The sequence below is a fragment of the Rhizobium sp. PAMB 3174 genome, assembly GCF_052908375.1.
Genome location: NZ_CM128608.1, coordinates 692,114 through 718,986, shown reverse-complemented (window position 1 = coordinate 718,986; position 26,873 = coordinate 692,114). Strand labels below are relative to the sequence as shown.

The window sequence follows — 26,873 nt, the reverse complement described above, 5'->3', positions numbered from 1 at the left end:
TTCAGGAAAAGGGACGGAGCATAAGCCCCGTCCCCCATCGTCGGATTACTTGGCGAGCCAAGCCTGGAACTTCGCGTCGATGTCGTCGCGATGGTCGGCCCAGAACTCGAAGTTATAGTAGATGACGTTCTTCGAGTTTGCCGGATCGGTCGGCATGTGCGGAGCCATGTCGATGCCGAGCGTGGCGTGCTTGCCGACGAGCGGAGCGGACGAAGCGCGAGCCGGGCCGTACGAGATGTACTTCGACTGGTCGGCAAGGCGCTGCGTGTCGGTCGCGAACTTCACGAAGTCCTCGACAGCCTTCAGGCGGTCTTCAGGCAGGCCGGCCGGGATGATCCAGCCGTCGAACGAGAACACCTGGGCGTCCCAGAGCATCTTGATCGGCTGCTTCTGTTCGGCAATCGCCGAGAACAGACGGCCGTTGTAGGTCGAACCGATCACGACTTCCTTGTCGGCCAGCAGCTGGGGCGTTTCGGCAGCAGCCGACCACCAGACAGTCTGGTCCTTGATGGTGTCGAGCTTCTTCAGAGCGCGCTCGACGCCTTCGTCGGTGGCGAGAACGTCATAGAGCTGATCCTTCGGCACGCCGTCGCAGAGCAGTGCCCATTCGACGTTGTTGATCGGGCGCTTTTCCAGCGCGCGCTTGCCGGGGAAGGTCTTCAGGTCGAAGACGTCGCAGATGCTGGACGGCTCCTTGCCACCCCATTCGGCAACGTCGGAACGATAGCCGAACGTGGTCGAATAGACGATCTGCGGGATGTAGCAGGAGTTCACCAGCTGGGCGCCGAAATCTTCGGAAGCCGGCGTGCCGTCCGGAGCCGGAGCGAGCAGCTTGTCCGGATCGACTTCCATGGCAAGACCTTCGTCGCAGAGACGGAAGGAGTCGGCCGCGTCGACGTCGACGAGATCCCAGGTCAGGTTGTTGGCTTCCTTCATCGCGCGCAGCTTGGCGACGGCTTCAGCAGAAGACTCGTCCCAGATGAAGTTAACGTCCGGATGCTCTGCATGATAAGGATCAGCATAGGCATTCTTCTGAGAAGCCTGATAGGCGCCCCCCCAGGATACGACCGTCAGGTCCGTCGCCATTGCGGACGACGCCAGAGCGACGACGGCCGTGGTTGTCAGAATAGTCTTGAGCATTTTCATTGTTATTCTCCCCTTCTTTGAGGTTTTGCCGGATTCACCGGCGATAGCTTGCAGATGGCGGCCCTGCCATCTGCAGATTGTCATGCAACGGCGTCGAGTGCCTTGCAGTCCTTCAGCGACCAGCCGATCATGCGCGAATCCCCGACCTTGAGGTCCCAGCGCTCGCCGCGGTTACGCACCTTGACGACGAATTCGTCGTTGCCGCAGACGTTCATGCGAATGCGGATGTGGTCGCCCAGATAGATGAGCTCTTCGATCTTGCCCTGGACCTGGTTCTGGTGGGAGTCGGTCGGGACGATCTCGACGCGCTCCGGACGGAGCGAGATGGTGGTCTTGTCGCCGATGCCCTTCACGTTGACCTTGTCGGCCACGAGTTCGGTGCCGTCAGGCAGGCGGACCCTGCATTCGCCGCCGTTCACTTCGATGACATCGCCGGTGAGCTTGTTGTTCTCGCCGATGAACTGGGCGACGAAGGAGTTCTGCGGCTCTTCGTAGAGCATATCAGGGGCGGACAGCTGCTGGATGACGCCGTCGTTGAACACCGCGACGCGGTCCGACATGGTCAGCGCCTCGGTCTGGTCGTGCGTCACGTAGACGATCGTCACGCCGAGGCTCTCATGTATGTGCTTGATTTCATACTGCATCTGCTCACGCAGCTGCTTGTCGAGCGCACCGAGCGGCTCATCCATCAGCACCAGTTTCGGATCGAAGACCAGAGCGCGTGCCACGGCGACGCGCTGCTGCTGACCGCCGGACAGTTGCGCGGGTCGGCGGGAGCCGAACTTGGGCAACTCGACCATTTCGAGGGCGCGCTTGACGCGTGCCTCGGTATCGGCCTTGCTCATCTTGCGCACCTGCAGCGGAAACGCCAGGTTTTCCGCAACCGTCATATGCGGGAAAAGCGCATAGTTCTGGAAAACCATGCCGATGCCGCGCTTGTGAGGCGGTACGTTGTTGATCGGCTTGCCGTCGAGATAAATCTCGCCATGCGTGGCCGGCTCGAAACCGGCAAGCATCATGAGGCTTGTCGTCTTTCCCGACCCGGACGGTCCGAGCATGGTCAGGAATTCGCCACGAGCAATATCCAAGTTAAGATTCTTGACGACTAACGTCTCGCCGTCATAGCTCTTTTGTACGCTATCAAAGCGCACCATAAGATCGGTGGCTGGCACAACTACCCCGTCTAGCTACTGTTTTCCCCTGGCAGGTTCATCCTGTCCTTAGTTGATGGCATACAAGCACGACTCTTTGCGGCGACGCAACAGCCACTGTCAAAGAGGATAAAAATTTATTCCCACAAGTGGAGAAAAACGCCGCTCACGGCAGTTTATGTCGAATTTGCGACAAAGTTTGCCGTGAGCGACTGTCGAGCGCCTGTTCGCGAGAGACCTTGTGCCTCAGAGAAGGACGCGATGTTCCGCCTGTCCGGTCACATCACACTCCGCCGCATGCACCATGCCGGCCGATGGCTGCGCCGCGAGTTCTTCGGATGAAAGCCCCTGCTGAGCAGTCGTTACAAACATCCGGTTGAAATCAGGCCCTCCGAAGGCCGGGCAACTGGTGTGGGCGGCCGGGACATCGATCGCCCGCAGGAAGGTGCCGTCGGGTGCGTAGCAGGCAACCCGCGATGCACCCCACTGCGCGCTCCAGAAATTGCCTTGCGAATCGACGACCGCGCCATCGGGATAGAGGCCCTCCCCGCTCAAATCGAGGAATACCTCCGCCTCACCGACGGGCCAGCCGTCCGAATCGGCAAGCGCCCGTTTCCAGACGATCTGTCGATCGGTGTCGGCATAATAGGCAAACCGGCGGTCCGGCGAAAAGCAGATCGCATTGGTGATGGTGACGTTCGGGACGAGGCGGCGCAACTCGCCCTTGTAGTAGCGGTAGATCGAGCCGGCACCGGCTTCCGCACTCTTGCCCATGGTGCCGATCCAGAAGCCACCCCACGGGTCGGCCCGCCCGTCATTCGACCGGGTGACGGGATTGTCTGCCTCGAGGTCGCAAAGTTTCTGACGCTCCCCGGATGTGAGATCGAAGCGGGAAAGCGACGTTTCGCTGGCGATCAACAGCGTATCCCTGTCGACCCAGCCAGCCGCCGAAACCTTCTCGTCAAAGGTCCACTGCTTCTGCTCGCCATTTTCGACCGTCATCAGCGTACAATTGATGATGTCGAACCAGAAGAGCTGGCCGCGTTCCGGATGCCAGAGCGGTCCTTCGCCGAGGAAGCAACTGCGGTTGTCGTATACGCTGGCACTCATTTGCTGCTCCCTGCATCATAGGCTTCGACCATCTTCCTCGCCACCGAAGCGACATCCTCGACCGAACGGCCTGGCTTGTAGAGCGCGGTTCCGATACCGAAGCCGTCCGCGCCTGCGGCAAACCAGTCCGCGAAATTGTCCGGTCCCGCGCCACCGACGATGTAGACTTCCGTCTCCTTCGGAAGCACGGCACGGATGGCCTTCAATCCCTCGGTCCCGAGCATGACGGACGGAAAGATCTTCAGACCGTCAGCACCGGCCTCAAGCGCGGCGAAGCACTCGGTCGGGGTCAGAACACCCGGGAAGGACTGCAGGCCGGCGGCCTTGGTCGCGCGGATGACGTCGGTGTTGCAATTTGGCGAAACGACGAGCTTGCCGCCGGCGGCCGCAACGCCTTCGACATCCTTCACCGTCAGAACGGTGCCGGCGCCGATCAGCGCCTTGTCGGCGAAAGCGTCCGTCATGATCCGGATGCTTTCGAATGGCTCCGGAGAGTTGAGCGGTACTTCGATACGGTCGATGCCGGCCTCGATCAGCGCGGCTGCGACATCCTTCGCTTCTTCGGGGCGTATGCCTCTCAGAATAGCGATCAGTTTGCGGCTCATTGTGCCTTGTCCTTTTCCATTTGAGCGCGGGCCGCCTTCAGCCCGCCGAGAGTAAGCGTGTCATTGTCCGTGATCACCGGCCGGCAGCCCTGCGCGGACAGCGCCCTGGCATAGAGGTCGGAGAGAGCGCGGGCGCCGATGATGGCGATGTTCTGGCCCAGCCAGTAGGGCTTGGAAGCGGCGAGTTCCATGCCGATCAGAAGGCCGGAAAGCCGCGCACGGGCGGCCGCCGGGTCGGCCTCGGTCAGAAGCGATTCCGCCCTGAGTGAAAAGAGACGCGAGGCGACCGCTTCCGGCTTCGACATAGCATCGTCGACGGCTGCGGCAAAGGCGTCCTCATGCCAGCCATCGGCGGGAATGGAATGGCGAAGCACCGATTGCGTCGAAATCAGCGAGAACAGTTCGCCCGACATGAAGGTGCGGAAGCTGACGACTTCGCCGGCGCTGATCTGCGCCCACTTGGTATGCGTGCCGGGAAGGCAGAGCACGCCGTCGAAGTCCGGCTTGTCGAACAGGTATCCGGCGATCTGCGTTTCCTCGCCGCGCATCACGTCGGCAGGCTGCATCTGGCAGAGGCCGGGAATGATGCTGACGGTGATACGCGGATCCTTGACCGGCACCGCCACCATGCTGTCGGCGTGCAGCGGCGGGCACGGCACCTTGGCATAGGGAGCCTCCAGCCAGCCCTGACGGGCACCGACCATGCCGCAGGCAATCACCGGCAGGCGCTTGCCCTCCGTGAGCCATGGCCCCACGACCTCGAGCAGCGCCCCTTCGAATTCGTCGCGTTTGAGCGAGCCCATGCCCTTGTTCGAACTCGCCTGGTCGAGGACGGCGCCATTCTTGCCGATCGCCCATACGCGCAGGTTCGTCGTGCCCCAATCGGCCGCAATCCAGTCTACATTCATCATGTCATTTCAACCCGTTACAACCACGCCGCCATCGACCACCAGAGCCTGTCCGGTCATCATGCGGCTCGCTTCAGAAGCCAAAAAAAGCGTCGTGTCCACAATGTCGCGCGGACCGAGATGCTCTTTCAGGCATTGTTTTTCCAGAAATGCGGCAAGCCCTTCGGGCGTTGCCCAGAGATCGAGCTGCCGATCGGTCAGCACCCATCCCGGCATGACCGCATTCACCCGGATATTGTCGGGGCCGAGTTCGCGCGCCATCGTACGCGTCAGGCCGGTGATCGCCGCCTTGGCAGTGACGTAGCCCGGCATGCCGTCATGCCCCATCATGTAGGTGATCGAGGAAAAGTTGATGATGGCGCCGCCGCCGAGCGCCCGCATGCCGGGCGCGACCGCCTGGATGGTGAAGAACTGCGGCCGCAGATTGACGGCAAGCGCCGCATCCCATTCCTCGACCGTCAGGTCCTCCCAGCCGTGCCGCGTGTCGTTCGCCGCATTGTTGACGAGCACGCGCACCGGCCCGTGAGCGTCGACGGCCTTGTCGATCGCCACCCTCAGCGCATCGATATCGGTGATGTCGCAGGGGATGAAAAGCGGCGCGGCACCGTATTTCTCTTTCATCTCCGCGACAAAGCGCGAAGCGTCGGACCGCTGGACGAAGGCGACCTTCGCCCCCTGCTCAAGAAACCCCTCCGTCAGCGCCGCGCCAATGCCGGAACCGCCGCCGGTGATGAAGACGCTCTTGCCCTTCAGATCGTGAAATGTCGCAAACTCCGTCACCGGATTCACTCCCTGTTCTCAGCCATGGCCTTCGGGTCCATGCGTTTTGTTGTTATTGCCGGCCGACAGAATGAACCGGCCGGTCGGATCGCGCTCACGCGCAAAGATGGATGCCGTTGTCTCGTGTCACCAGTTTGAGGGTGGAAATGTTGCGAACCGCCTGCTGCAGCTGCGATATCGTCGCAGGCTTGATCATGTAGCCCTGCGCGCCACGCTCCTTGGCCCGCATCATATCGCGCTCGTCGCTCGATGTGCTGAGCATGCAAACCGGAATGGGCCTCAGTCTTTCATTGCTGCCCAGCACTTCCAGCACCTGGAATCCGTCCATGATCGGCATGTTGATGTCGAGCAAGACCAGATCCATGGGCGGCACCTCGTGCTCGGTCAGCAGCTTTTCAAGAAGCGTGATCGCCTCCCGACCGTTGGACGCGACATGCAGGTTGAAATGCACCTGCTCGCGCTTCATCAGCTTGATCTTGGTCAGCGTCACGTCGACCGGGTTGTCCTCGACCAGAAGGACGTTGGCGAGACGCAGGACATCCGGATCCGAGCCGGCGGCTGGAAGAGACGCCAGCGGCCTTCGCATCAGGGGGGCTCCGGCGAGCACCGCCGGGTCTGGATTCGGCAGGGCGATGGTAAAGGTGGTTCCCTGCCCCGGAGCAGAGGTGCAACTGATGGTACCGTCGTGGATTTCGGCAATCCGCTTGCAGAAGGCGAGGCCCAGGCCGCTGCCTTCGACATCGCGCCCGACCAGACGCTTGAACGGCTCGAAAATCCGTGCGTGAAATTCGGGGGCAATGCCCGGTCCGTTGTCGCTGACGTGAATGAGATTGTGCGTCTCCGTCGCCTCCGTCCAGATGCGGATATGCGGCTCGGGCTTGTCGCTGTAGCGGATCGCATTCTGGATGAGGTTCTGCAGCAGTTGGACCAGCAACGTCTGGTCGCCGTAGACGCGGGATAGCTCGCCGGTTTCGACAACCGCATTGGAGGACTGGATCTGCTGGCTGAGGCTCGCCTCGGCGCGCACGATAACTTCCTGCACCGAGACCATCTTCATGTCCCGGTGCTCATAGGCGTCGAGCTGGGTGTAGCGCGACACGCTCTGGATCAGGTTCTCCATATTCTCGCCGGCCTTGATGATGAAGTTCATCATGTCGCGCTCCTGCTCCGGCAGGTCGGGGGACTCGGCGACGATGCCCGCAAACGAGCGGATGACGCGTACCGGCTCCTTCAGGTCGTGCGCCATGGCGCGGGTGAAGATCTCCAGCGACTGACGCTTCTGCTCGACAAGGCTTTCGAGCCGTGCCCGGTCGATCGCACTGGAAATGCAGCGCTGCAGCGAATCCGCCGTAACCGCATCCTTGATGAGATAGTCCTTCGCGCCCGCCTTCATGACTTCGACGGCGACGGCCTCATTGCCCTGTCCCGTCAGCATGATGACCGCCGCATGCGGGTCGGCCTTCAGGATATCCTGCAGCACCACCAGACCGTTACGGCCCGGCAGGGAGTAATCGAGCAGGATGCAGGTCGGCTTCTTCTCGGCTTGCAGCCGCAGCGCCTCTTCGCCATTGCCCGCCTCTAGTATCACCGCACCGGAGCCGATGCCCCTGCTGATGAAGCGCTTGTACATGTCCCGGTCGTCGTAGCTGTCATCGACGATGAGGATCGTGCTTTTCTCGGGCACCTAGTCCTCCCTCGGCAGGATCGCGATCTCGAACCAGTACTCCTTCAGCCGCTGGACGGCGGCAAATAGTCCGTCGAGGTTTACAGGCTTCTGGATGTATGTGTTGGCGCCGAGCTGGTAACAGGCATCCACATCCCGCTCGTCATCGGACGTGGTCAGGATCACCACCGGCGTCTTGCGGGTGTCCTCGCGCTGCTTCAAGTGCGTGAGCAACTGCCGGCCATCCATGCCCGGCATGTTGAGATCGAGCAGGATGAGTCCCGGCTTCTGCTTCGCCTTGTCCAGGAGATCGATCGCCTCGTCGCCGGACGCCGCCCGCATGATGGGGTTGCGGAGGTTGGCCCTGCGGAAGGCGCGCATGGTCGCCTCGAAGTCGTCTTCGCTGTCCTCGACCATCAGGATCGGCTGAACGTCATGCTGCGGCTTGTTCATGCGCATCACTCCCTAGTGTAAAATAGAATGTCGTACCGACCCCGACTTCCGAGGTCAGCCAGATGTCGCCATGGTGGCGACCGACGATCTTCTTGACGAAGGTCAGACCGGAGCCCGTACCCTCGTCGCCATCGTCACGCTTTTCGAGCCGCTTGAATATACGGAAGACATCGGAGAAAAACTCCCGCGCGATACCCTTGCCGTTGTCGCGGACGTAGAAGACCGCCTTCGCACTTCGGCCCGAAGCATCGTTGTAGCGCGGCAGGAAACCGACTTCCACCCGCTTGTCCTGCTTGTCGTTGTATTTGGCCGCATTGGTGATCAGGTTGCGGAAAGCCTCGGCGACGCGCACGGAATCGCAGGTGTAGACGGGAAGATCGGCGGAAATCTCGACCGTGACGCCGCGCTCCTGCAGGAAATCCTCCAGTGTTGTCACGACATCCTGCACCAGCGCGCCCATGTCGGTGGGCTGCACAGCAAGCTCCTGCCGGCCGATCCGCGAGAAGTAGAGAAGATCGTTGACCAGCCGCTCCATCCGCTGGGACAGGAAAATCAACCGTTTGATGCGCCGCTTGCCGTCCTCGTCGAGAAGTTCCTCGTAATCCTCCTGCAGGAAGCGCGAATGATTGTGCAGGCCCCGCAACGGCTCCTTCAGGTCGTGAGAAGCGATGTAGGCGAAGTCGTCGAGCTCCTGGTTGGAGCGCTCGAGATCGGCGGCATAGACTTCGAGCTGGCCGAGCGTGCTCTTCAGCTGCTGTTCCTGGTGCTTGCGGTCGGATATGTCGCGCACCATGCCGACGAACGCCCGGTGCCCGTCGCCGACCGGCACTTCGCTGACCGCGAGATCGAGCGGAAAGACGCTGCCATCCTTGCGCTTGCCCTGCACCTCGCGGCCGACCCCGATGATCTTCTTCTCGCCCGTATGCATGTAGGCGGAAACGTAGCCGTCATGGGCGGAATGATAGGGCTCCGGCATCAGCAGGTTGACGTTCCTGCCGAGCACTTCCTCGGATTGGTATCCGAAGATGCGCTCCGCGGCCGGATTGAAATGGCGGACGATATAGTTCTCGTCGATCGCGATGATGCCGTCGACAGCCGTGCGCAGAACCGCGCTCAGACGCTGCTCGCGTTCATTCAGATTGGCGAGCGCGGTGCGCAGTTCGTTTTCCTGCCGCCTGCGCTCGGTGATGTCGCGCACGATGCCGACGAAGGTCTTCTCCGCGCCCGTTTCCACCGCGCTGACCGACAGGTCGAGCGGGAAGGAACTGCCGTCGCTGCGCAAGCCAGAGACTTCCCGGTTCGTGCCGATGATCCGCCGCTCGCCGGTCCTCCGGTGGCGGCTGAGATAGCCGTCGTGCTCGCTGTGGTAGGGCTCCGGCATCAGCATCTTGATGTTGCGCCCGATCACATGGCTCGCCTTGAAGCCGAACATCGCCTCCGCCGCCGGATTGAAACTGCGGACGGTGCCGCGCTCGTCAATGCTGATGACGCCATCGGGCGTCGAGCGCACCAGCGCGCCGAAGCGCACCTGTTCCTCGATGAGCTTCAGGGAGGTTTGCCGGAACCAGTAGACGAGGAACGCGACAATCCAGATCGTGCCGACCGACAGAGCGCGATTGGTCATCACCTTCCAGAACGCCACGCCCTCGTCAACTGACGCGAAGTAGCCGATGCCGATCAGCAACGTGCACACGACCGCGAAGAAGAACGGCGCGGCGCGGTCGCTGAACCAGAACGCGCAGGCGACCAGCGGAACGTAGAGAATGCCGGCGGCGACGCCGAGCGGCGTGTAAAGGTCGAAAAGCAGCGCGAAGATGCAGAGGAACCCGGGCACCCACAACGGCACCCGATCAGATTCGAACAGGCCCATTCTCTGGTCGCGCAGCACGATGCTGGCGCCGGCAATGACCATTCCGAGGGAGGTATGGAGCGCCATGCCGGCAAGCGGGGTCCAGCTGTAGGCGGCTTCCAGCGCCGCCACATACCCGGACAAAGAAACGAAGCCCAGCGCCAGCATGGCGAGGCCGGAAAATTCCAGCACGACATGGCGGTAACGGTTGCTGACCGGCATTCCGTCGAAGATCAGCGCGCAGCCTCCTATGAGGAAGGACAGCGAGGTATTCGGCCCCATCCCACCGCCGATCAGATCGATGAACGCACGCGGGACGAACAGGGAGACCAGCAGCTGTCCCCACCCGCTTGGCAGGCCGGTCACCAACTCGGACAAGCGAAGGCCCGATATCACCACCACCAGCACCGCCGGGACAAGCACGACGCTGCGCGACCTGTTGGCCTCAAATGTGGCCATCACCAGCGCAAAACCGAAAAGAATGAAACAGAGCGCCGTGTTGAAGCCCATCGAGGGCAGTCCGGGATAGACCGTCACCAGCCCCGCGTCCTGCATCAGCCAGCCGGCCATGACGACCGCGCCGAGCAGGATCGTGATCATGGCGAGAACCGCAGAGGGCCGGGCTAGCTGCCTCCGATACATCAACACCCTTTCGTCAGGAGCGGGCATGTCTTCTTTGGAAACGCCCCACCGTCTCAAGTCGAAAAGACGCGAATCCCGCCACACGATTCGCGTCCAGATATCTTTATCCTATTCCGGCACTGCCCGTTGGCAACCGGGCAGTGTCGTCCTCAATCGTGAAACGCCTCGACGAGGTTGCGCTTGCCGAGGAAGAAGCAGTCGCCGACGAGGCGCTGCGGACGGACGTCCACATCGCTTTCGCCACGCGCGATCAACTCCGCGAACCGACGATAGATTGCGTCATATTCGGTGTCCGGCGCTTCCGAGACCGGCTTGCCGTCGACCGACATCACGCTGCCGCCCATCGAAAGCTTCAGCGTGCCGCTTTCCGTCTCGACGGTGATGTCCCAGGTCTGCGGCCCGGTCTGCAGCCAGTCGAGTTCCATGTTGATCGGATAACCGGCCTCGCCGCGCATGCTGACGGTGGCGGCAATCGGCGTCTGGCAGTTCTCCGGCACGTCGAGCGACGCGTCGGTGACATAGACCTCGTCCGGCATGATCTCGGTCAGGATCGACAGTGCATTGATGCCCGGATCGAAGACGCCGAAACCGCCCGGCTCCCAGATCCAGGCCTGGCCCGGATGCCAGCGGCGGACATCTTCCTTCCAGATGATTTCCGCCCGCCTGATGGTCTTGCCCTTAAGCCATGCCTTGGCCGGCGCGACGGCAGCTGCGTAGCGGGAATGCCAGGTGGCAAACAGGACGACGCCCTTGGCGGCAGCCTGTGCCGCCAGCGCCTCGACCTCGCCGAGCGTGGCGCCCGGCGGCTTCTCGATCAGCACGTGCTTGCCGGCCGCGATCGCCGCCGACGCCATGTCGTAGCGGCCGCTCGGCGGCGTGCAGAAGGCGATCGCCGGGATGCCACCGCTCTCCGGCAGGTACGCTTCCAGCGAGGCGTAATTCGGCACGCCGTCGACGCTCGCATTTCGGCTGACTGCCGCCGCCATCTCGAAGGATGGCGAGCGGGAGATCGAGGGCAGATGCTGGTCGCGGGCGATCTTGCCGATGCCGACGACCGCAATCGGTGTCTTGCTCATTGTCTTGCGTCTTCCCTTAGTGCGAGTCCTTGCCGACCGGCGCGCCGCGGCATCCCTTGAGGAAGTCGAGGTCGGCCCCGGTATCGGCACCCTGCACGTGGTTATGGTGCAGCCAGGCATAGCCCGAGGCCGGCATGTCGGCGGTCGGACGCCAGTCGGCGAGACGGGCTGCCAGTTCTTCCTCGGAGATATCGAGGTGCAGGCGGCGGCCTTCGACGTCGAGCTCGATCATGTCGCCGTCACGAACGACGGCCAGCGGACCGCCGGCGGCGGCTTCCGGCGAGGTGTGCAGGACGACGGTACCGTAGGCGGTGCCGGACATGCGCGCATCCGAAATGCGGACCATGTCGGTGATGCCCTTCTTCAGAACCTTCGGCGGCAGACCCATGTTGCCGACCTCGGCCATGCCCGGATAACCCTTCGGGCCACAGTTCTTCAGCACCATCACGCAGGTCTCGTCGATGTCGAGCGCTTCGTCGTTGATCTTGCGCTTGTAGTCGTCGATGTCTTCGAAGACCACGGCGCGGCCGCGGTGCTTCAGGAGATGCGGCGAAGCGGCAGACGGCTTCAGCACCGCACCGTTGGGAGCGAGATTGCCACGCAGGACGGCGATGCCGCCGTGAGCGGTCAGCGGCTTGTCGGCCGGCAGGATGACGTCTTCATTGTAGTTGACGACGTCCTTGACCTCGTCCCAGATCGCACCGCCGGAAACGGTCAGCGCATCCTTGTGCAGGAGGCCGGCCTCACCGAGGCGCTTGATGACCACCGGCAGGCCGCCCGCATAGAAGAACTCTTCCATGAGGTACTTGCCGGACGGCATCAGGTTGACGATCGTCGAGACGTCCTTGCCGCAGCGGTCCCAGTCGTCCAGCGTCAGGTCGATGCCGACCCGGCCGGCGATCGCCAGCAGGTGGATCACCGCATTGGTGGAGCCGCCAATCGCACCGTTGGTGCGGATGGCGTTCTCGAAGTTTTCCTTCTTCAGGATGTCGGACGGCTTCAGGTCGTCCTTGACCATCTGCACGATGCGGCGGCCGGTCATGAAGGCCATGACGCGGCGGCGGCTGTCGACGGCCGGGATCGCTGCATTGCCGGAGAGCGCCATGCCGAGCGATTCCATCATCGAGGCCATCGTCGAAGCGGTGCCCATCGTGTTGCACGAACCCGGAGAACGCGACATAGAGGCTTCGGCCTCGGCGAATTCCGCAGCGGTCATCTCGCCCGCCTTCACGGCTTCGGAGAATTTCCACAGATGCGTGCCGGAGCCGACGCGCTCGCCACGGAAATAGCCGTTCAGCATCGGACCGCCGGACACCATGATCGCCGGCAGGTCGCAGCTCGCAGCCCCCATCAGCAGCGACGGGGTGGTCTTGTCGCAGCCGACCAGCAGCACGACGCCGTCCATCGGTTGCCCGCGGATCGCCTCCTCGACCGCGAGTGCGGCAAGGTTGCGGAACATCATCGCCGTCGGGCGGAAGGCGCTCTCGGAGGCCGAGAACACCGGCACTTCGACCGGGAAGCCGCCGGCTTCGTAAACGCCGTGCTTCACCCGCTCGGCGAGATCGCGAAGATGCGCGTTGCAGGGGGTCAGTTCAGACCACGTGTTCAGGATACCGATGACCGGACGTCCGTCGAACAGATGGTGCGGCAGGCCCTGGTTCTTCATCCAGCCGCGGTGATAGATCTGGTCGCGGCCCGAACCGCCGAACCATTCCTGGGATCGAAGCTTGCGGGGCCATTGGGCAGGTTTGAAAGCAGCCATTGTCGTTCTCCTCAAAGAGCAGTGACGGCTGTCGACAGCTTGTCGCTGCCGGCAAGCGGGTTTTTCAGGGTCAGGCCGAAATCGGGAGCGCCGATTTCGAAGACGTCGCCGGCTTCCGTCCGGATGCCGTCGGCAAAGGACAGCGTCGCCGTGCCGAACATGTGCACATGCAGATCGCCCGGCTGGCGGAACAGGCCGTACTTGAAGTGATGATGCTCCAGGTTGGCGATCGTGTGGGACATGTTCGCCTCGCCGGACAGGAACGGCTTTTCCCAGATGATCTCGCCGTTGCGGCGGATGCGCGAGAAGCCGCGGATATCGTCCGGAAGCGGACCGACGAGCAGTTCCGGACCGAAGGAGGCCGGACGCAGCTTGGAGTGCGCGAGGAACAGATAGTTGATCCGCTCGGTCACGTGATCCGAAAACTCGTTCGAGATCGTGAAGCCGAGGCGGAACGGCGTGCCGTCCTCGCCGATGACGTAGAAGCCGGCGATTTCCGGCTCTTCGCCGCCGTCGAGCGCAAACGACGGCGAGACAAGCGGCTCGCCCGGGCCGACGGCGTTGACGCCGGTGCCCTTGTAGAACCACTCCGGCTGAACGCCTTCCTCACCCGCCTTCGGCTTGCCGCCCTCGATGCCCATGCGGAACATCTTCATCGAGTCGCTCATACCGGCCGTATCGGCATGCATGGCGTCGCGGGCAGACGCGGACCCCGTATGGGTCAGGCCGGTGCCGGTCAGGAACATGTGCGCCGGATCCGGATGACGGACCGGGCAGTCGAGTGCGCCCTGATCGGCCAGCTGCATCAGGTCGACACTGTCGCCGAGCCCATACTGGTCGACCAGACCGGCAAGGGTCTTGCCGGAAGCGATGGCGGCCTGGGCAAGATGATAGACGCTCTTGGCCCCGTTCACGATATGAGAATCCTCGCCCCGGCGGCAGACAACGCCGCCGGATTTCAGTTGCGACAGATGCATGGTTCGGTTCCTAACCCTAGCTAGCTTTGTTCTTATTGTAGACGTCGAAGACCACGGCGAGCAGCAGCACGGCACCCTTGATGACCTGCTGCCAGTCGATGCCGATGCCCATGATCGACATGCCGTTGTTCATGACGCCCATGATGAAGGCACCGATGACGGCACCCACGACCTTGCCGACGCCGCCGGTGGTCGCCGCGCCGCCGATGAAGCAGGCCGCGATCACGTCCAGTTCGAAGCCGAGACCGGCCTTCGGGGTCGCCACGTTCAGGCGTGCCGCGAAGATCAGGCCGGCGAGTGCGGCGAGCGCACCCATGATCGTGAACGTCAGAAGCGTCAGGCGTTCGGTGTTGATGCCCGAAAGCTTCGCCGCCTTTTCGTTGCCGCCCATCGCGTAGATGCGGCGGCCGAAGGTGGTGCGCGTGGTGATGAAGGTGAAGAGAGCGATCAGCGCGAACATCACGATCAGCACGTTCGGGAGACCCTTGTAGCGCGCCATCAGGAAGGTGAAGCCCAGGAAGCCGACAGCGATCAGGATGTTGCGGGCGATGAAGATGCCACGTGGCTCCTCGGCAACGCCGTGAGCCATCTGCGCGCTGCGCTCCTTCATGTTCGACCAGATAATAACTGCCGTTACGATCGCGCCGAGCAGCAGAGCCAGCGTGTTGAAGGGCTGGCCGAACAGCGTGAGCGAGAAGATGTCCGGCACATAGCCCGAAGACAGCAGCTGGAATTCCTTCGGGAACGGACCGACGGACGCGCCGCCGAGCACGGCCAGCGCCAGGCCCTTGTAGATCAGCATGCCCGCCAGAGTCACGATGAAGGCCGGGATGCGGAAATAGGCGGTCAGGTATCCCTGGCTGGCGCCGATCATGCCGCCGACGGCGATACAGATGGCACCCGCGACGAACACGTCGACCTTCCATTGCACGATCAGAACGGCGGCAAGCGCGCCGATGAAGCCCGACACGGAGCCGACCGAAAGGTCGATATGTCCGGCGACGATGACCAGCAGCATGCCAAGCGCCATGATGACGATATAGCTGTTCTGCAGGATGATGTTCGTCATGTTCACCGGCATGAACAGTGTGCCGTTGGTGTTGAACTGGAAGAACACCATGATGACCAGAAGCGAAATCAGCAGCGCGTAGTCGCGGATATTCGCCTTGATGTAGTGGGCAAGGTCCACCTTTTCCCGGGTTGTCTCGGCAGCCTCGGTCATTTCAATTCTCCCATGATTTCATAATCGCGCGCATGATCGCCTCCTGCGAGGCTTCTGCAGCGGGCATTTCGCCGACGAAGCGGCCTTCGTTCATCACATAGATCCGGTCCGACATGCCGAGCAGTTCCGGCATTTCGGACGAGATGACGATCACCGCCTTGCCGGCTTCGGCCAGCTTGTTGATGATGCCATAGATTTCGTATTTCGCACCGACGTCGATACCGCGGGTCGGCTCGTCCAGGATCAGCACGTCCGGGCCCGAGAAAAGCCACTTCGACAGCACCACCTTCTGCTGGTTGCCGCCCGACAGGTTGACTGTCTTCTGGTAGACGCCCGAGGAGCGGATCGCCAGGTCGCGACGATAGCTGTTGGCGACCTGAAGCTCGCGCATGTCGTCGATGACGCCGCGGTTGGCGACGTCCTTCAGATTGGCCAGCGTGACGTTGTGCTTGATGTGGTCGATGAGCACCAGCCCGTAGGTCTTGCGGTCCTCGGTCACATAGGCGAGCCCGGCCTTCATGGCGCGCGGGATGCTGGACACATCGGCGGGCTTGCCGTGGATCGACACCTCGCCCGAGATCTTCTGCCCCCAGGAGCGGCCGAACAGCGACATGGCGAATTCGGTCCGCCCTGCCCCCATCAGGCCTGCGATACCGACCACTTCGCCGGCGCGCACGTTGAGATCGACGCCCTTGATGACCTTCCGCTCCGCGTGCTGCGGATGGAAGACCGTCCAGTTCTTCACCTCGAGCAGCGGTTCGCCGATCGTGGCGTGACGCTGCGGATAGCGGTCGGTCAGTTCACGGCCGACCATCGCCTTGATGATGCGGTCCTCGTCGACCGTGCCGTCCGAACAGTCCATCATGTCGACGGTCGATCCGTCGCGGATGACCGTGATACGGTCAGCGACCTTGGTCACCTCGTTGAGCTTGTGGGTGATCAGGATCGAGGAAATGCCCTGCGACTTGAACTCGGTCAGGAGCGCCAGCAGCGCGTCGGAATCGCGCTCGTTGAGGCTCGACGTCGGTTCGTCGAGGATCAGAAGCTTGACCTTCTTGTTGAGCGCCTTGGCGATCTCGACAAGCTGCTGCTTGCCGGTGCCGATATTGGTTATCAGCGTATCGGGGTTCTCGTTGAGGCCGACCTTCTTGAGAAGTTCCTTGGTCCGCTTGAAGGCTTCGAGCCAGTTGATGACGCCGAACCTGGCGGTCTCGTGACCGAGGAACAGGTTTTCGGCAATCGACAGGAGCGGCACCAGCGCCAGTTCCTGGTGAATGATGATGATGCCGAGGTCTTCGCTGTCGGGAATGCCGGAAAACGCCACCGGCTTGCCTTCGAAGCGGATCTCGCCGGTGTACTCGCCGTGCGGATAGACGCCGCTGAGCACCTTCATCAGCGTCGATTTACCCGCGCCGTTTTCACCGACGACGGCATGAATTTCGGCAGGCATCACCGTCAGGTTGACGTCCGTCAGCGCTTTCACGCCGGGAAACGTCTTGGTGATGTTGCGCATTTCTAGGATGGGCTGCATGTATCTAACCCCGGAGCCTTCTGTCCGGCCGGTCCTTCGCGAACCGGGCCGGCCATGCATGCGTCAAGCGCAGGCAGGCCATTTCAAACGACGTCATGGAAAGAGGGCCCGGCAACACCGGACCCTCCATGCGAAAATCGACTTAGTTGTCGATCTGGTCCTGCGTGTAGTAGCCGGAACCGACCAGGATCTTGCTGATGTCGTCCTTGTAGACGACATAAGGCGTCAGCAGGTTCGACGGAACGACCTTGGCACCGTTGTCGTAGGTCTTCGTGTCGTTCACTTCCGGCTCCTTGCCCTGCATGACGGCGTCAACCATCTTTGCAGTCGTCGAAGCCAGCTCGCGGGTGTCCTTGAAGACAGTCGAGTACTGCTCGCCGGCGATCATGCCCTTGACGGAAGCAAGCTCGGCGTCCTGACCGGAAACGATCGGGAAGTCCTTGCCGGCCGGATCATAGCCAATGCCCTTGAGCGAGGAGATGATGCCGCGCGACAGACCGTCGTAAGGCGACAGGACGGCGTGAACCTTCTTGTCGGTGTAGTTGGCCGACAGCAGGTTGTCCATGCGAGCCTGTGCGACCGCACCGTCCCAACGCAGCGTACCGACGACGTCCATGCCCATCTGGCCCGACGGAACGACGATGTCGCCCGAGTCGATCATCGGCTGCAGAACGCTCATCGCGCCGTCATAGAAGAAGAAGGCGTTGTTGTCGTCCGGCGAGCCGCCGAACAGTTCCACGTTCCACGGCTTGGTGTCCGGGAAGCGTTCCTTCAGGCCCTTGACGAGCGATTCGGCCTGCAGAACGCCGACCTTGAAGTTGTCGAAGGTCGCATAATAGTCGACGTTCGGCGAGTTGCGGATCAGACGGTCGTAAGCGAAGACCTTGACGCCCTGATCATGTGCCTGAGCGAGAATGTCGGACAGCGTCGTGCCGTCGATGGCGCCGATGACGAGCACCTTGGCGCCCTTGGTGACCATGTTCTCGATCTGGGCGAGCTGGTTCGGGATATCGTCTTCGCCGAACTGCAGGTCGGTGTCATAGCCGAGCTCCTGGAAGCTCTTGACCATGCTTTCGCCGTCCGAAATCCAGCGGGTCGAAGACTTGGTCGGCATTGCGATGCCGACGAGGCCCTTCTCGCCCGCAAACGACGGAACGGCAAACATCGACACGCCGAGCGCAATCGACGCAACGAGAGTTGCGATTTTTTTCATTTGATGTCCTCCCAGACAACAACCGCAGACCAGTCGACCCATGGAACGGGCCAAGCATGTCCGCGGAGCTCTATATCAGGATCCCAGCGATCCGGCCGCGACCCTATTGCCTCTCGTCATACCGAGCAAATAATTATTTCCGCTTACAACATGCCAGAATTGGTATATTGAAATTTCATGTTCACCAAAGCCACCCTTCGCCTGAAACTCGTCCACCTGCAGTTGGTGGCGGCCGTCGCCCAGTCCGGCCAGATCAGCCACGCGGCCAGATTGCTGGCCATGACACAGCCTGCCGCCTCGCGCATGCTGTCGGAAATCGAGAAGATCGTCGGCATGACGCTGTTCGAGCGCCATCCGAAAGGCATGACCCCGACCGACGCCGGCAGACTGCTGGCGCGCCGCGCCCACAACGTGCTGACGGAACTCGGCGAAACCTCGGCCGAGGTGGAGGATTTCCGCCGCGGCGTGGGCGGCACGGTCAGGGTCGGCGCGGTCACGGGCGGCGCCGTCGGCTATGTCGTGCCGGCCATCAAGAAGCTGCGGCAATTGTCGCCAAAGGCCGAAATCCATGTCGAGGTGGCATCGAGCGACCAGTTGATCCGCGACCTGACGTCAGGGACCTTCGACCTGATTCTCGGCCGCGTGCCGCCAACCTCGGACATACGCGACTTCAACATCGTGCCTGCCCGCGCCGAGCGCATCGAATTCGTCGTCCGGCGTGGGCATCCGCTCGAATTCGAGAAGCACCTGACCTACGATCGGCTGGGGAGCTTTGAGTGGGTGATGCAGAGCGCCGGAACGCCGATCCGCAAGGCGGTGGAAGAAGCCTTCATCTCAGCTGGTGCGCAGCCGCCGACGAATGTCACCAACACGATGTCACTGCTGGTCATGATCGCGGTGATGCAGGCATCAAACGCCATTGCGCCGATGGCGAGCGAAGTGAGTGAGCTGATCTGCAACGACCACGCGACATCAGGCTTGACGACGCTGAAGCTCCCTCACATCCACGTCTCGCCCTATCACCTTATCTCTTTGAAGACACGGCGCCTGTCGCCGCTGGCGAGCCGGCTCCGCTCCCTCCTCCAGGAGCAGTTGAAGGCCGCCTCGTCCATGGCTGTCTCGGACCCGAACATGCCAGGCCTCATCTGACAGACTAGCGCTTGAAGGACTTCAGCGCGCGACAGAGGCCGACAAGGTCCGTGTCGTAGGCTGCGGGCTGCGCAAGAATGCCAACGCACCGCTTGCGATAGACGGCGGCCTGACCGGAAGACATGTCCGAAATCAGCACGCGATAGCCCTGGTTGCCCGAGGAGGAACCGGCGCCGGAGCCGGAATTTCCGCCCGATCCGCCACCGATACCGACATCGGCATCAAGGCCAAGACCGCCGCTCTGGACAGCGGCCTTTGCGTTGATCCCGTTGCCGCCGCCAACGGAGGCGTCGACATTGGCGCTGCTGCCGCCGACATTCGCATCGGCATTCGCACTGACGCCGGAACCGCCGCCGATAGACGCACCGACATTGGCTGACGTCGAACGACCCAGCGAAACGCTGACGCCGAGATCGGCGGCAGAAGCGGTGGATGATGCCAATGCGGCAAACACCGCGACCGGAATGGCAAGTCGTGTTGCTCTGAGGATGTTACGCATGACTGCACCTCCTTTTGATTGTGATATCAAAACGTAAGCATCTTCAAGTATATTCTACTTTAGACATTTCGAATTCATAAAATGACAATTGCCAATTATCCCGACGAACAGAACGCAAAGAAATTCCGTAAAATTGTATGGAATTCGGGCTCCGGCCTGAACTGATCGGCCGGGCGATCGTGCTGATCTGGAACGCCGCTGGCCCGCCCAAAGGCCCGTCACACGGCGCACTGTCGTCACATGGGCATGGCCTGCGCCACGTCGATGACGCCGCGATAGATCATCTCGACAGCAACAAACAGGATGATGGCGAGGCCGATATAGGCAATCCAGCGGTGACGGTTGAGCACGGCCGCGATCAGCGAAGCCGCGATCCCCATGAGGACGACGGAGAGCGCGAGGCCGAAGACGAGGACGGTCGGATGCTCGTGCGCCGCACCGGCGACGGCCAGCACGTTGTCGAGCGACATCGAGACGTCGGCGACGACGATCTGCCATGTCGCCTGGGCGAAAGTCTTGCGGCGCGGCGAAATTTCGCCGGACAGCAGGCCGTCACCATGCTCCTCTTCGCCTGCGCCCAGACGCAGCTCGCGCCACATCTTCCAGCATACCCACAAAAGCAGGATGCCGCCGGCGAGCAACAGGCCGATGATGGCGAGCAGCCAGGTGGCCGCCACCGCGAAGATGATACGAAGCGCGGTGGCAATCAGGATACCGATCGCGATCGCCTTGCGGCGGTCCCTCTTCTCGAGACCCGCCGCCGCCATGCCGACGACAACGGCATTGTCGCCCGCCAGCACGAGGTCGATCATCACCACCTGCAGAAAGGTTCCGAAGGCAGCGGCATCGAAGAGATGTGTAAATGAGAGATCCATGAGAAGACCGGTTGGCTGGCCGCGCGGGATTGAAATGGTGGCCGAGTGCAAATCGCTAATTGGCCACCGTGGCAAGATCAAGGAAAATGTAGACGCCCCTGAAACTTATTGCGTTTTCCTCGCCCTTCGACGCCGAACGCGTCATGCAGGGGAAAACCGGGCTGGACGTTTGCCGCCATTTGCAAGACATTGCCGCGAAGCAGCAGATATCCATCGAGGAGACATCATGGCCAGAAGGACGGGCGCATCGGGGCGGCTGGACGATGCCGCAAGGGCGGGCTGGCTCTATTACGTCGCGGGCCGCACCCAGGACGAGATTGCCTCCATCATGGGCATTTCCCGGCAATCCGCCCAGCGTCTCGTTTCCCTCGCCGTCTCCGAGCGGCTCGTCAAGATGCGGCTCGACCATCCGATCGCCGACTGTCTTGAGCGCGCGGCTGCGCTGAAGAAGAAGTTCGACCTGAACCATTGCGAGATCGTGCCGAGCGACCCGGGCTCCGCCTCCACCATCACCGGTATCGCCGAGGCGGCGGCCGCAGAAATCGAACGCTGGCTGCGGCGCGAGACCCCGGTGATCATGGCCGTCGGCACCGGCCGCACCCTGAAGGCGGCCGTCGACCAGCTGCCGCCGATGGAATGCCCCGACCATCGCATCGTCTCCATCACCGGCAATGTCGGTCCGGACGGTTCGGCGGCCTATTACAATGTCATCTTCTCGATGGCCGACGCGATCAAGGGTCGACATTTCCCCATGCCCCTGCCCGTTCACGTCAACTCCCGCGAAGAGCGCGACCTGCTGCACGATCAGGCGCTGATCCAGACCACCATGGCGCTCGGCGCCAAGGCCGACGTCTGTTTCCTCGGAATCGGCGAGATGGGCCCCGAGGCTCCGCTCTGCGTCGACGGCTTCCTGAAGCGCGAGGAGATCCGGGAACTCGAGGAGGCCGGTGCCGCCGGCGAAATCTGCGGTTGGATCTTCGATCAGGACGGGCGGCTTCTCGACCACCCGATCAACGATCGCGTTGCCAGTCTTCCGATCCCGTCGAGAGAGACCGCGACTGTCATCGGCGTCGCCAAGGGCAAGCGCAAGAACGCCGCGATTCGCGCCGCCCTGCTCGGCCGCCAGATCAACGGCGTCATCACCGACGAAGAGACGGCTGATTTTTTGCTCAAAGAGTGAGCAAAAAATTTTCAGTGTGATTTCATCAGGATAACCGTTCCTTTCGGCGACGCAGCATAGAATGTCGATTGACTCTTCGTGCGCTTTAGTGAGTAATTGCCCACGAGCAAAGCGAATGCTCATTTCTCTTCTGGGAGGAAGATATGACATTGAAGACGATTTTGCTGGGCTGCTGCTCAGCAATTGCGTTTGCCGGCATGGCATCCGCAGAAACCCTCACCATTGCGACCGTCAACAACGGCGACATGATCCGGATGCAGAAGCTGACGGACGACTTCAAGAAGGACAATCCGGACATCGACCTTGAATGGGTCACGCTGGAAGAAAACGTTCTTCGCCAGAAGGTCACCACCGACGTTGCCACCAAGGGCGGCCAGTACGACATCATGACGATCGGCACCTACGAGGTTCCGATCTGGGCCAAGCAGGGCTGGCTTCTGCCGCTTGAGAATCTTGGCGCCGACTACGACGTCGACGACCTGCTTCCGGCCATTCGCTCCGGCCTGACGGCTGACGGCAAGCTCTACGCCGCGCCGTTCTACGGCGAAAGCTCCATGGTCATGTACCGCAAGGACCTCATGGAAAAGGCCGGGCTCACCATGCCCGACGCCCCGACCTGGGACTTCGTTGCCGATGCGGCCCGCAAGATGACCGACAAGGCCAATGAAGTGTACGGCATCTGCCTGCGCGGCAAAGCCGGCTGGGGCGAAAACATGGCGTTCCTGACGGCCATGTCGAACTCCTTCGGCGCCCGCTGGTTCGACGAGAACTGGAAGCCCCAGTTCGACCAGCCGGAATGGAAGGACACGCTCGACTTCTACGTCAAGCTGATGAACGACGCCGGACCGCCCGGTGCATCCTCGAACGGCTTCAACGAAAACCTCGCCCTCTTCCAGACCGGCAAGTGCGGCATGTGGATCGACGCGACGGTGGCCGCTTCCTTCGTGACCAACCCGAAGGACTCGACGGTTGCCGACAAGGTCGGCTTCGCGCTCGCTCCGGACAAGGGTCTCGGCAAGCGCGGCAACTGGCTCTGGGCATGGTCGCTCGGCATTCCCGCCGGCACCAAGAAGGCCGAAGCCGCCGAAAAGTTCGTCGCCTGGGCTACCTCCAAGCACTACAGCGAACTGGTCGCGGAAAAGGAAGGCTGGGCCAACGTCCCTCCGGGCACCCGCAAGTCTCTCTATGACAATCCGAAGTACCAGGAAGCCGCACCGTTCGCCAAGATGACCCTCGAGTCGATCAACGCGGCCGATCCTGAACATCCGACGGTCAAGCCGGTTCCCTATACGGGCGTCCAGTTCGTGGCGATCCCGGAATTCCAGGGTATCGGTACCGCAGTCGGCCAGCAGTTCTCGGCGGCTCTCGCCGGCCAGCTCAGTGTCGACCAGGCCCTGCAGAGCGCCCAGCAGCTTACCGAGCGCGAAATGACCAAGGCAGGATACATCAAGTAGGATCCTCCACAGTGCTAGCCACCGGGTAAGCTTGAACCCGGTGGCCACTTGGGCCGCCGATCACGCAGCATGCGCTCTGCGGCCCTTTTTCCTTTCTCTTTGAAAAACAAGGTCGGTCGAAAGGGCAAGAGCCATGGCGACGCTACAGACACGTTCAGCCGCACGGCTGATGATGGCACCTTCCGTTCTCCTGCTGCTTGCATGGATGATCGTGCCGCTGGCAATGACCATCTACTTCTCCTTCCTGCGCTACAATCTTCTGATGCCGGGAATGGAGGAATGGGCAGGCTTCCTGAACTATCAGTACTTCCTGACCGATCCGGCCTTCTTCGCCGCGCTCGCCAACACGCTGTTGCTGGTCGTCGGCGTCCTCCTGATCACCATTCTCGGCGGCATCGGCTTCGCCCTCCTGCTCGACCAGCCGGTCTTCGGCCAGGGCATCGTGCGCATCCTGGTGATCGCGCCCTTCTTCGTCATGCCGACGGTCTCCGCGCTGGTTTGGAAGAACATGTTCATGAACCCTGTGAACGGGTTGTTCGCATGGATCGCCAAGCTCTTCGGGCTGCAGCCGATCGACTGGCTCGCCAGCGCGCCGCTGACCTCGATCATCATCATCGTTGCCTGGCAGTGGCTGCCTTTCGCGACCCTCATCCTGCTGACCGCCCTGCAGTCGCTGGACGAGGAGCAGAAGGAAGCCTCCGAAATGGACGGCGCCGGCCCGATCTCGCGCTTCATCTACATCGTGCTTCCGCACATGTCGCGCGCCATCACCGTGGTCATCCTGATTCAGACCATCTTCCTGCTTTCGGTCTTCGCCGAAATCCTCGTCACCACCAATGGCGGGCCCGGCTACCAGAGCACCAACATCACCTACCTCGTCTACGCTCAGGCACTCCTGCAGTTCGACGTCGGTGGAGCATCCGCAGGCGGCATCGTCGCCGTCATCCTCGCCAACATCGTTGCCATCTTCCTGATGCGCATGATCGGCAAGAACCTGGAGGGCTGAGACAATGGCAAGACAGGTTACACTGCGTCGCAAACTGGTCATGACGGTCATCGTCTGGACCCTCGGGCTCTTGATCTTCTTCCCGATCCTCTGGACGGTACTGACCAGCTTCAAGACGGAAGCGGAGGCGATCGCCTCCCCGCCCTCTTTCCTCTTCTTTCACTGGACGACGGAGAATTACGCCGAAGTGCAGAGCCGCTCGGATTACTTCCGGCACTTCTACAACTCGGTGACGATCTCCTTCGGCTCGACCATCCTCGGCCTGATCCTCGCGATCCCGGCCGCCTGGGCCATGGCGTTTTCGCCGACCAAGCGGACCAAGGACGTGCTGATGTGGATGCTCTCCACCAAGATGCTGCCGCCCGTCGGCGTGCTGGTGCCGATCTACCTGATGTTCCGCAACACCGGCCTGCTCGACACCCGCACCGGCCTCGTGATCGTGCTGACGCTGATCAACCTGCCGATCATCGTCTGGATGCTCTACACCTACTTCAAGGAAATCCCGGGCGAGATCCTCGAGGCGGCCCGCATGGACGGCGCGTCTCTCGCCAAGGAGATCGTCTACGTGCTGACGCCGATGGCCGTTCCCGGTATCGCCTCCACGCTTCTCCTCAACATCATCCTGGCGTGGAACGAAGCCTTCTGGACCCTGAACCTGACGGCCTCCAAGGCCGCCCCGCTCACCGCCTTCATCGCCTCCTATTCGAGCCCCGAAGGCCTCTTCTACGCCAAGCTTTCAGCCGCCTCCACGATGGCGATCGCCCCGATCCTCATCCTTGGCTGGTTCTCGCAGAAACAACTCGTTCGCGGCCTGACCTTTGGCGCGGTGAAATAAGGAACGACGACTATGGGCAGCATTTCACTCAGACAAGTTTCGAAGGTCTTCGGCGAACTGAAGGTCATCCCTTCGATCGATCTCGACATCAACGAAGGCGAATTCGTCGTCTTCGTCGGCCCGTCGGGTTGCGGCAAGTCCACGCTTCTGCGCCTGATCGCCGGGCTGGAGGACGTCTCCGGCGGCAAGATCATCATCGACGGGCAGGACGCCACCGACAAGGGTCCCGCCCAGCGCGGCCTGGCCATGGTGTTCCAGTCCTACGCGCTCTATCCGCATATGAGCGTCTACAAGAACATCGCCTTTCCGCTGAAGATGGCCGGCATCGACAAGGCCGAGATCGACCGCAAGGTGCGCGATGCGGCAAAGGTCCTGAACCTCACCGACTATCTGGAGCGCCGGCCCGGCCAGCTCTCCGGCGGCCAGCGCCAGCGCGTCGCCATCGGCCGTGCCATCGTCCGCGAGCCGGCGGCCTTCCTGTTCGACGAACCTCTGTCGAACCTCGATGCGGCGTTGCGCGTCAACATGCGCCTGGAAATCTCCGAACTGCACCAGACGCTCGGCACGACCATGGTCTACGTGACCCACGACCAGGTCGAGGCGATGACGATGGCCGACAAGATCGTCGTCCTCAACAGGGGCAATATCGAACAGGTCGGCTCGCCGCTCGACCTTTACCGCAGCCCGAAGAACCTGTTCGTCGCCGGCTTCATCGGCTCGCCGAAGATGAACTTCGTCACCGGCGACTATGCCAAGGCCAAGGGTGCCCACACGATCGGCACCCGGCCCGAACACATCACGCTGTCGACCGAAAGCGGCGAATGGCGCGGCAAGGTGACGGTCTCCGAACATCTCGGCTCCGACACCTTCCTGCACGTCCAGGTCGACGGCATCGGCCTCGTCACCGTGCGCGCCGACGGCGAGTTCCCGGTCAAGCACGGCGACACGGTGTTCATGACACCGGACGCAAACCGCATCCATCGTTTCGACGACAAGGGACTGGCCATATGACCGGACGCCTGGAAGGAAAATCGGCGCTGATCACCGGATCGGCGCGCGGCATCGGTCGAGCCTTCGCGGAAGCCTATGTCAACGAAGGTGCCACCGTCGCCATCGCCGACATCAATCTCGAGCGGGCAAGGCAGACGGCATCCGAGATCGGCCCGAAGGCCTACGCCGTCGAGATAGACGTCACATCGCAGGCCTCGATCGATGCGGCAATCGCCACGGTCGAGGAAAGGACCGGCGGCATCGACATCCTGATCAACAACGCCGCCCTCTTCGATCTCGCCCCCATCGTCGAGATCACCCGCAAGAGCTATGACACGCTGTTCTCGATCAACGTCGCCGGCGCGCTCTTCACCATGCAGGCGGCGGCGAAGTCGATGATCAAGCGCGGCAAGGGCGGCAAGATCATCAACATGGCGAGCCAGGCCGGACGGCGTGGTGAAGCGCTGGTGGCCGTCTACTGCGCCACCAAGGCGGCGGTCATATCGCTCACCCAGTCCGCCGGGCTGGACCTGATCAAGCACAGCATCAACGTCAACGCCATCGCCCCCGGCGTCGTCGACGGCGAGCACTGGGACGGGGTCGACGCCCTGTTTGCCAAGTATGAAAACCGGCCGCTTGGCGAAAAAAAGCGGCTTGTCGGCGCGGAAGTGCCGTTCGGCCGCATGGGCCGGGCGGAAGACCTCACCGGCATGGCCATTTTCCTCGCCTCCAAGGAGGCGGACTACATCGTCGCCCAGACCTACAACGTCGACGGCGGCAACTGGATGAGCTGACGT

23 protein-coding genes and 1 pseudogene are annotated in these 26,873 nt (G+C 62.1%); 7 read left to right on the top strand and 17 right to left on the bottom strand.

From position 1 onward, the window contains the following. Positions 1-45 precede the first annotated feature (45 nt). The 15 genes and pseudogenes from ACU5AY_RS03350 to chvE all read right to left on the bottom strand — a co-directional run bounded on the left by ACU5AY_RS03350 (position 46) and on the right by chvE (position 18,088). Positions 46-1,140, bottom strand: coding sequence for an extracellular solute-binding protein (locus ACU5AY_RS03350; protein ID WP_446823375.1), 1,095 nt, complete (start codon positions 1,138-1,140; stop codon positions 46-48). A gap of 86 nt (positions 1,141-1,226) precedes the next feature. Next, positions 1,227-2,300, bottom strand: a complete 1,074-nt coding sequence (locus tag ACU5AY_RS03345; protein WP_446826025.1) for an ABC transporter ATP-binding protein — start codon at positions 2,298-2,300, stop codon at positions 1,227-1,229. Positions 2,301-2,543: 243 nt separating this feature from the next. Continuing rightward, entirely contained in the window at positions 2,544-3,407 is an 864-nt protein-coding gene (locus ACU5AY_RS03340) for an SMP-30/gluconolactonase/LRE family protein (protein ID WP_446827999.1), read from the bottom strand. Continuing rightward, the gene (locus ACU5AY_RS03335; protein WP_446827998.1) at positions 3,404-4,012 is read right to left on the bottom strand and encodes a 2-dehydro-3-deoxy-6-phosphogalactonate aldolase; all 609 of its coding nucleotides are present in this window, start codon (positions 4,010-4,012) and stop codon (positions 3,404-3,406) included. The genes ACU5AY_RS03340 and ACU5AY_RS03335 overlap by 4 nt, the downstream gene beginning before the upstream one ends. After that, positions 4,009-4,923 (bottom strand): 2-dehydro-3-deoxygalactonokinase, encoded by a 915-nt coding sequence (locus ACU5AY_RS03330; RefSeq protein WP_446827997.1) that lies wholly within the window; start codon positions 4,921-4,923, stop codon positions 4,009-4,011. Before ACU5AY_RS03330 ends, ACU5AY_RS03335 begins: the two co-directional genes overlap by 4 nt. Before the next feature lie 6 nt (positions 4,924-4,929). Continuing rightward, positions 4,930-5,700, bottom strand: coding sequence for an SDR family NAD(P)-dependent oxidoreductase (locus ACU5AY_RS03325; protein WP_446827996.1), 771 nt, complete (start codon positions 5,698-5,700; stop codon positions 4,930-4,932). Between the two features lie 94 nt (positions 5,701-5,794). After that, complete coding sequence (locus ACU5AY_RS03320; RefSeq protein WP_446827995.1) at positions 5,795-7,384, bottom strand: response regulator; 1,590 nt, start codon at positions 7,382-7,384, stop codon at positions 5,795-5,797. After that, complete coding sequence (locus tag ACU5AY_RS03315) at positions 7,385-7,816, bottom strand: response regulator (protein WP_446827994.1); 432 nt, start codon at positions 7,814-7,816, stop codon at positions 7,385-7,387. Further along, positions 7,797-10,265, bottom strand: a complete 2,469-nt coding sequence (locus tag ACU5AY_RS03310) for a PAS domain S-box protein (protein WP_446827993.1) — start codon at positions 10,263-10,265, stop codon at positions 7,797-7,799. Before ACU5AY_RS03310 ends, ACU5AY_RS03315 begins: the two co-directional genes overlap by 20 nt. Before the next feature lie 191 nt (positions 10,266-10,456). Beyond that, positions 10,457-11,383, bottom strand: a complete 927-nt coding sequence (locus ACU5AY_RS03305; protein WP_446827992.1) for a Gfo/Idh/MocA family protein — start codon at positions 11,381-11,383, stop codon at positions 10,457-10,459. 16 nt (positions 11,384-11,399) lie between these two features. Further along, positions 11,400-13,145, bottom strand: coding sequence for an L-arabinonate dehydratase (gene araD, locus ACU5AY_RS03300; RefSeq protein WP_446827991.1), 1,746 nt, complete (start codon positions 13,143-13,145; stop codon positions 11,400-11,402). An 11-nt stretch (positions 13,146-13,156) separates the two neighbouring features. Continuing rightward, positions 13,157-14,122, bottom strand: coding sequence for an AraD1 family protein (araD1, locus tag ACU5AY_RS03295; RefSeq protein ID WP_446827990.1), 966 nt, complete (start codon positions 14,120-14,122; stop codon positions 13,157-13,159). A gap of 16 nt (positions 14,123-14,138) precedes the next feature. Further along, entirely contained in the window at positions 14,139-15,344 is a 1,206-nt protein-coding gene (gene mmsB, locus ACU5AY_RS03290) for a multiple monosaccharide ABC transporter permease (protein WP_446823364.1), read from the bottom strand. A gap of 1 nt (position 15,345) precedes the next feature. Then, positions 15,346-16,827: pseudogene (gene mmsA, locus ACU5AY_RS03285) on the bottom strand (multiple monosaccharide ABC transporter ATP-binding protein); the annotation flags it as partial. A 190-nt stretch (positions 16,828-17,017) separates the two neighbouring features. Next, positions 17,018-18,088 carry a multiple monosaccharide ABC transporter substrate-binding protein gene (gene chvE / locus ACU5AY_RS03280; RefSeq protein WP_446827989.1) on the bottom strand — a complete coding sequence of 357 codons (1,071 nt, stop codon included), beginning with the start codon at positions 18,086-18,088 and terminating at the stop codon, positions 17,018-17,020. A 177-nt stretch (positions 18,089-18,265) separates the two neighbouring features. Between chvE and ACU5AY_RS03275 the strand changes: the two genes are divergently transcribed. Further along, positions 18,266-19,237 carry a LysR family transcriptional regulator gene (locus tag ACU5AY_RS03275; RefSeq protein WP_446827988.1) on the top strand — a complete coding sequence of 324 codons (972 nt, stop codon included), beginning with the start codon at positions 18,266-18,268 and terminating at the stop codon, positions 19,235-19,237. 4 nt (positions 19,238-19,241) lie between these two features. On the opposite strand, the gene ACU5AY_RS03270 is transcribed toward ACU5AY_RS03275, so the two are convergent. Beyond that, positions 19,242-19,736, bottom strand: coding sequence for a hypothetical protein (locus ACU5AY_RS03270; protein ID WP_446827987.1), 495 nt, complete (start codon positions 19,734-19,736; stop codon positions 19,242-19,244). A 236-nt stretch (positions 19,737-19,972) separates the two neighbouring features. Beyond that, on the bottom strand, positions 19,973-20,611 hold the full coding sequence (locus ACU5AY_RS03265) for a TerC family protein (RefSeq protein ID WP_446827986.1): 639 nt from the start codon (positions 20,609-20,611) through the stop codon (positions 19,973-19,975). A gap of 226 nt (positions 20,612-20,837) precedes the next feature. Between ACU5AY_RS03265 and ACU5AY_RS03260 the strand changes: the two genes are divergently transcribed. The 6 genes from ACU5AY_RS03260 to ACU5AY_RS03235 all read left to right on the top strand — a co-directional run bounded on the left by ACU5AY_RS03260 (position 20,838) and on the right by ACU5AY_RS03235 (position 26,870). Beyond that, positions 20,838-21,791, top strand: coding sequence for a sugar-binding transcriptional regulator (locus ACU5AY_RS03260; RefSeq protein ID WP_446823358.1), 954 nt, complete (start codon positions 20,838-20,840; stop codon positions 21,789-21,791). Between the two features lie 143 nt (positions 21,792-21,934). Next, on the top strand, positions 21,935-23,245 hold the full coding sequence (locus ACU5AY_RS03255) for an ABC transporter substrate-binding protein (RefSeq protein ID WP_446823357.1): 1,311 nt from the start codon (positions 21,935-21,937) through the stop codon (positions 23,243-23,245). A gap of 133 nt (positions 23,246-23,378) precedes the next feature. Beyond that, entirely contained in the window at positions 23,379-24,251 is an 873-nt protein-coding gene (locus ACU5AY_RS03250) for a carbohydrate ABC transporter permease (RefSeq protein WP_446827985.1), read from the top strand. 4 nt (positions 24,252-24,255) lie between these two features. Further along, positions 24,256-25,086, top strand: coding sequence for a carbohydrate ABC transporter permease (locus tag ACU5AY_RS03245; protein ID WP_446823355.1), 831 nt, complete (start codon positions 24,256-24,258; stop codon positions 25,084-25,086). 12 nt (positions 25,087-25,098) lie between these two features. After that, positions 25,099-26,097 (top strand): ABC transporter ATP-binding protein, encoded by a 999-nt coding sequence (locus ACU5AY_RS03240; RefSeq protein WP_446823354.1) that lies wholly within the window; start codon positions 25,099-25,101, stop codon positions 26,095-26,097. After that, complete coding sequence (locus ACU5AY_RS03235; RefSeq protein WP_446827984.1) at positions 26,094-26,870, top strand: L-iditol 2-dehydrogenase; 777 nt, start codon at positions 26,094-26,096, stop codon at positions 26,868-26,870. The genes ACU5AY_RS03240 and ACU5AY_RS03235 overlap by 4 nt, the downstream gene beginning before the upstream one ends. The last annotated feature ends 3 nt before the right edge of the window (positions 26,871-26,873 follow it).

What these genes read in the sequence shown, in the direction of transcription:
- ACU5AY_RS03350 (WP_446823375.1), bottom strand. Translation starts at nt 1,140, where the DNA reads ATGCTCAAGACTATTCTGACAACCACGGCCGTCGTCGCTCTGGCGTCG.
- ACU5AY_RS03345 (WP_446826025.1), bottom strand. Translation starts at nt 2,300, where the DNA reads ATGGTGCGCTTTGATAGCGTACAAAAGAGCTATGACGGCGAGACGTTA.
- ACU5AY_RS03340 (WP_446827999.1), bottom strand. Translation starts at nt 3,407, where the DNA reads ATGAGTGCCAGCGTATACGACAACCGCAGTTGCTTCCTCGGCGAAGGA.
- ACU5AY_RS03335 (WP_446827998.1), bottom strand. Translation starts at nt 4,012, where the DNA reads ATGAGCCGCAAACTGATCGCTATTCTGAGAGGCATACGCCCCGAAGAA.
- ACU5AY_RS03330 (WP_446827997.1), bottom strand. Translation starts at nt 4,923, where the DNA reads ATGATGAATGTAGACTGGATTGCGGCCGATTGGGGCACGACGAACCTG.
- ACU5AY_RS03315 (WP_446827994.1), bottom strand. Translation starts at nt 7,816, where the DNA reads ATGAACAAGCCGCAGCATGACGTTCAGCCGATCCTGATGGTCGAGGAC.
- ACU5AY_RS03310 (WP_446827993.1), bottom strand. Translation starts at nt 10,265, where the DNA reads ATGATCACGATCCTGCTCGGCGCGGTCGTCATGGCCGGCTGGCTGATG.
- ACU5AY_RS03305 (WP_446827992.1), bottom strand. Translation starts at nt 11,383, where the DNA reads ATGAGCAAGACACCGATTGCGGTCGTCGGCATCGGCAAGATCGCCCGC.
- araD (WP_446827991.1), bottom strand. Translation starts at nt 13,145, where the DNA reads ATGGCTGCTTTCAAACCTGCCCAATGGCCCCGCAAGCTTCGATCCCAG.
- araD1 (WP_446827990.1), bottom strand. Translation starts at nt 14,122, where the DNA reads ATGCATCTGTCGCAACTGAAATCCGGCGGCGTTGTCTGCCGCCGGGGC.
- mmsB (WP_446823364.1), bottom strand. Translation starts at nt 15,344, where the DNA reads ATGACCGAGGCTGCCGAGACAACCCGGGAAAAGGTGGACCTTGCCCAC.
- chvE (WP_446827989.1), bottom strand. Translation starts at nt 18,088, where the DNA reads ATGAAAAAAATCGCAACTCTCGTTGCGTCGATTGCGCTCGGCGTGTCG.
- ACU5AY_RS03275 (WP_446827988.1), top strand. Translation starts at nt 18,266, where the DNA reads ATGTTCACCAAAGCCACCCTTCGCCTGAAACTCGTCCACCTGCAGTTG.
- ACU5AY_RS03270 (WP_446827987.1), bottom strand. Translation starts at nt 19,736, where the DNA reads ATGCGTAACATCCTCAGAGCAACACGACTTGCCATTCCGGTCGCGGTG.
- ACU5AY_RS03265 (WP_446827986.1), bottom strand. Translation starts at nt 20,611, where the DNA reads ATGGATCTCTCATTTACACATCTCTTCGATGCCGCTGCCTTCGGAACC.
- ACU5AY_RS03260 (WP_446823358.1), top strand. Translation starts at nt 20,838, where the DNA reads ATGGCCAGAAGGACGGGCGCATCGGGGCGGCTGGACGATGCCGCAAGG.
- ACU5AY_RS03255 (WP_446823357.1), top strand. Translation starts at nt 21,935, where the DNA reads ATGACATTGAAGACGATTTTGCTGGGCTGCTGCTCAGCAATTGCGTTT.
- ACU5AY_RS03250 (WP_446827985.1), top strand. Translation starts at nt 23,379, where the DNA reads ATGGCGACGCTACAGACACGTTCAGCCGCACGGCTGATGATGGCACCT.
- ACU5AY_RS03245 (WP_446823355.1), top strand. Translation starts at nt 24,256, where the DNA reads ATGGCAAGACAGGTTACACTGCGTCGCAAACTGGTCATGACGGTCATC.
- ACU5AY_RS03240 (WP_446823354.1), top strand. Translation starts at nt 25,099, where the DNA reads ATGGGCAGCATTTCACTCAGACAAGTTTCGAAGGTCTTCGGCGAACTG.
- ACU5AY_RS03235 (WP_446827984.1), top strand. Translation starts at nt 26,094, where the DNA reads ATGACCGGACGCCTGGAAGGAAAATCGGCGCTGATCACCGGATCGGCG.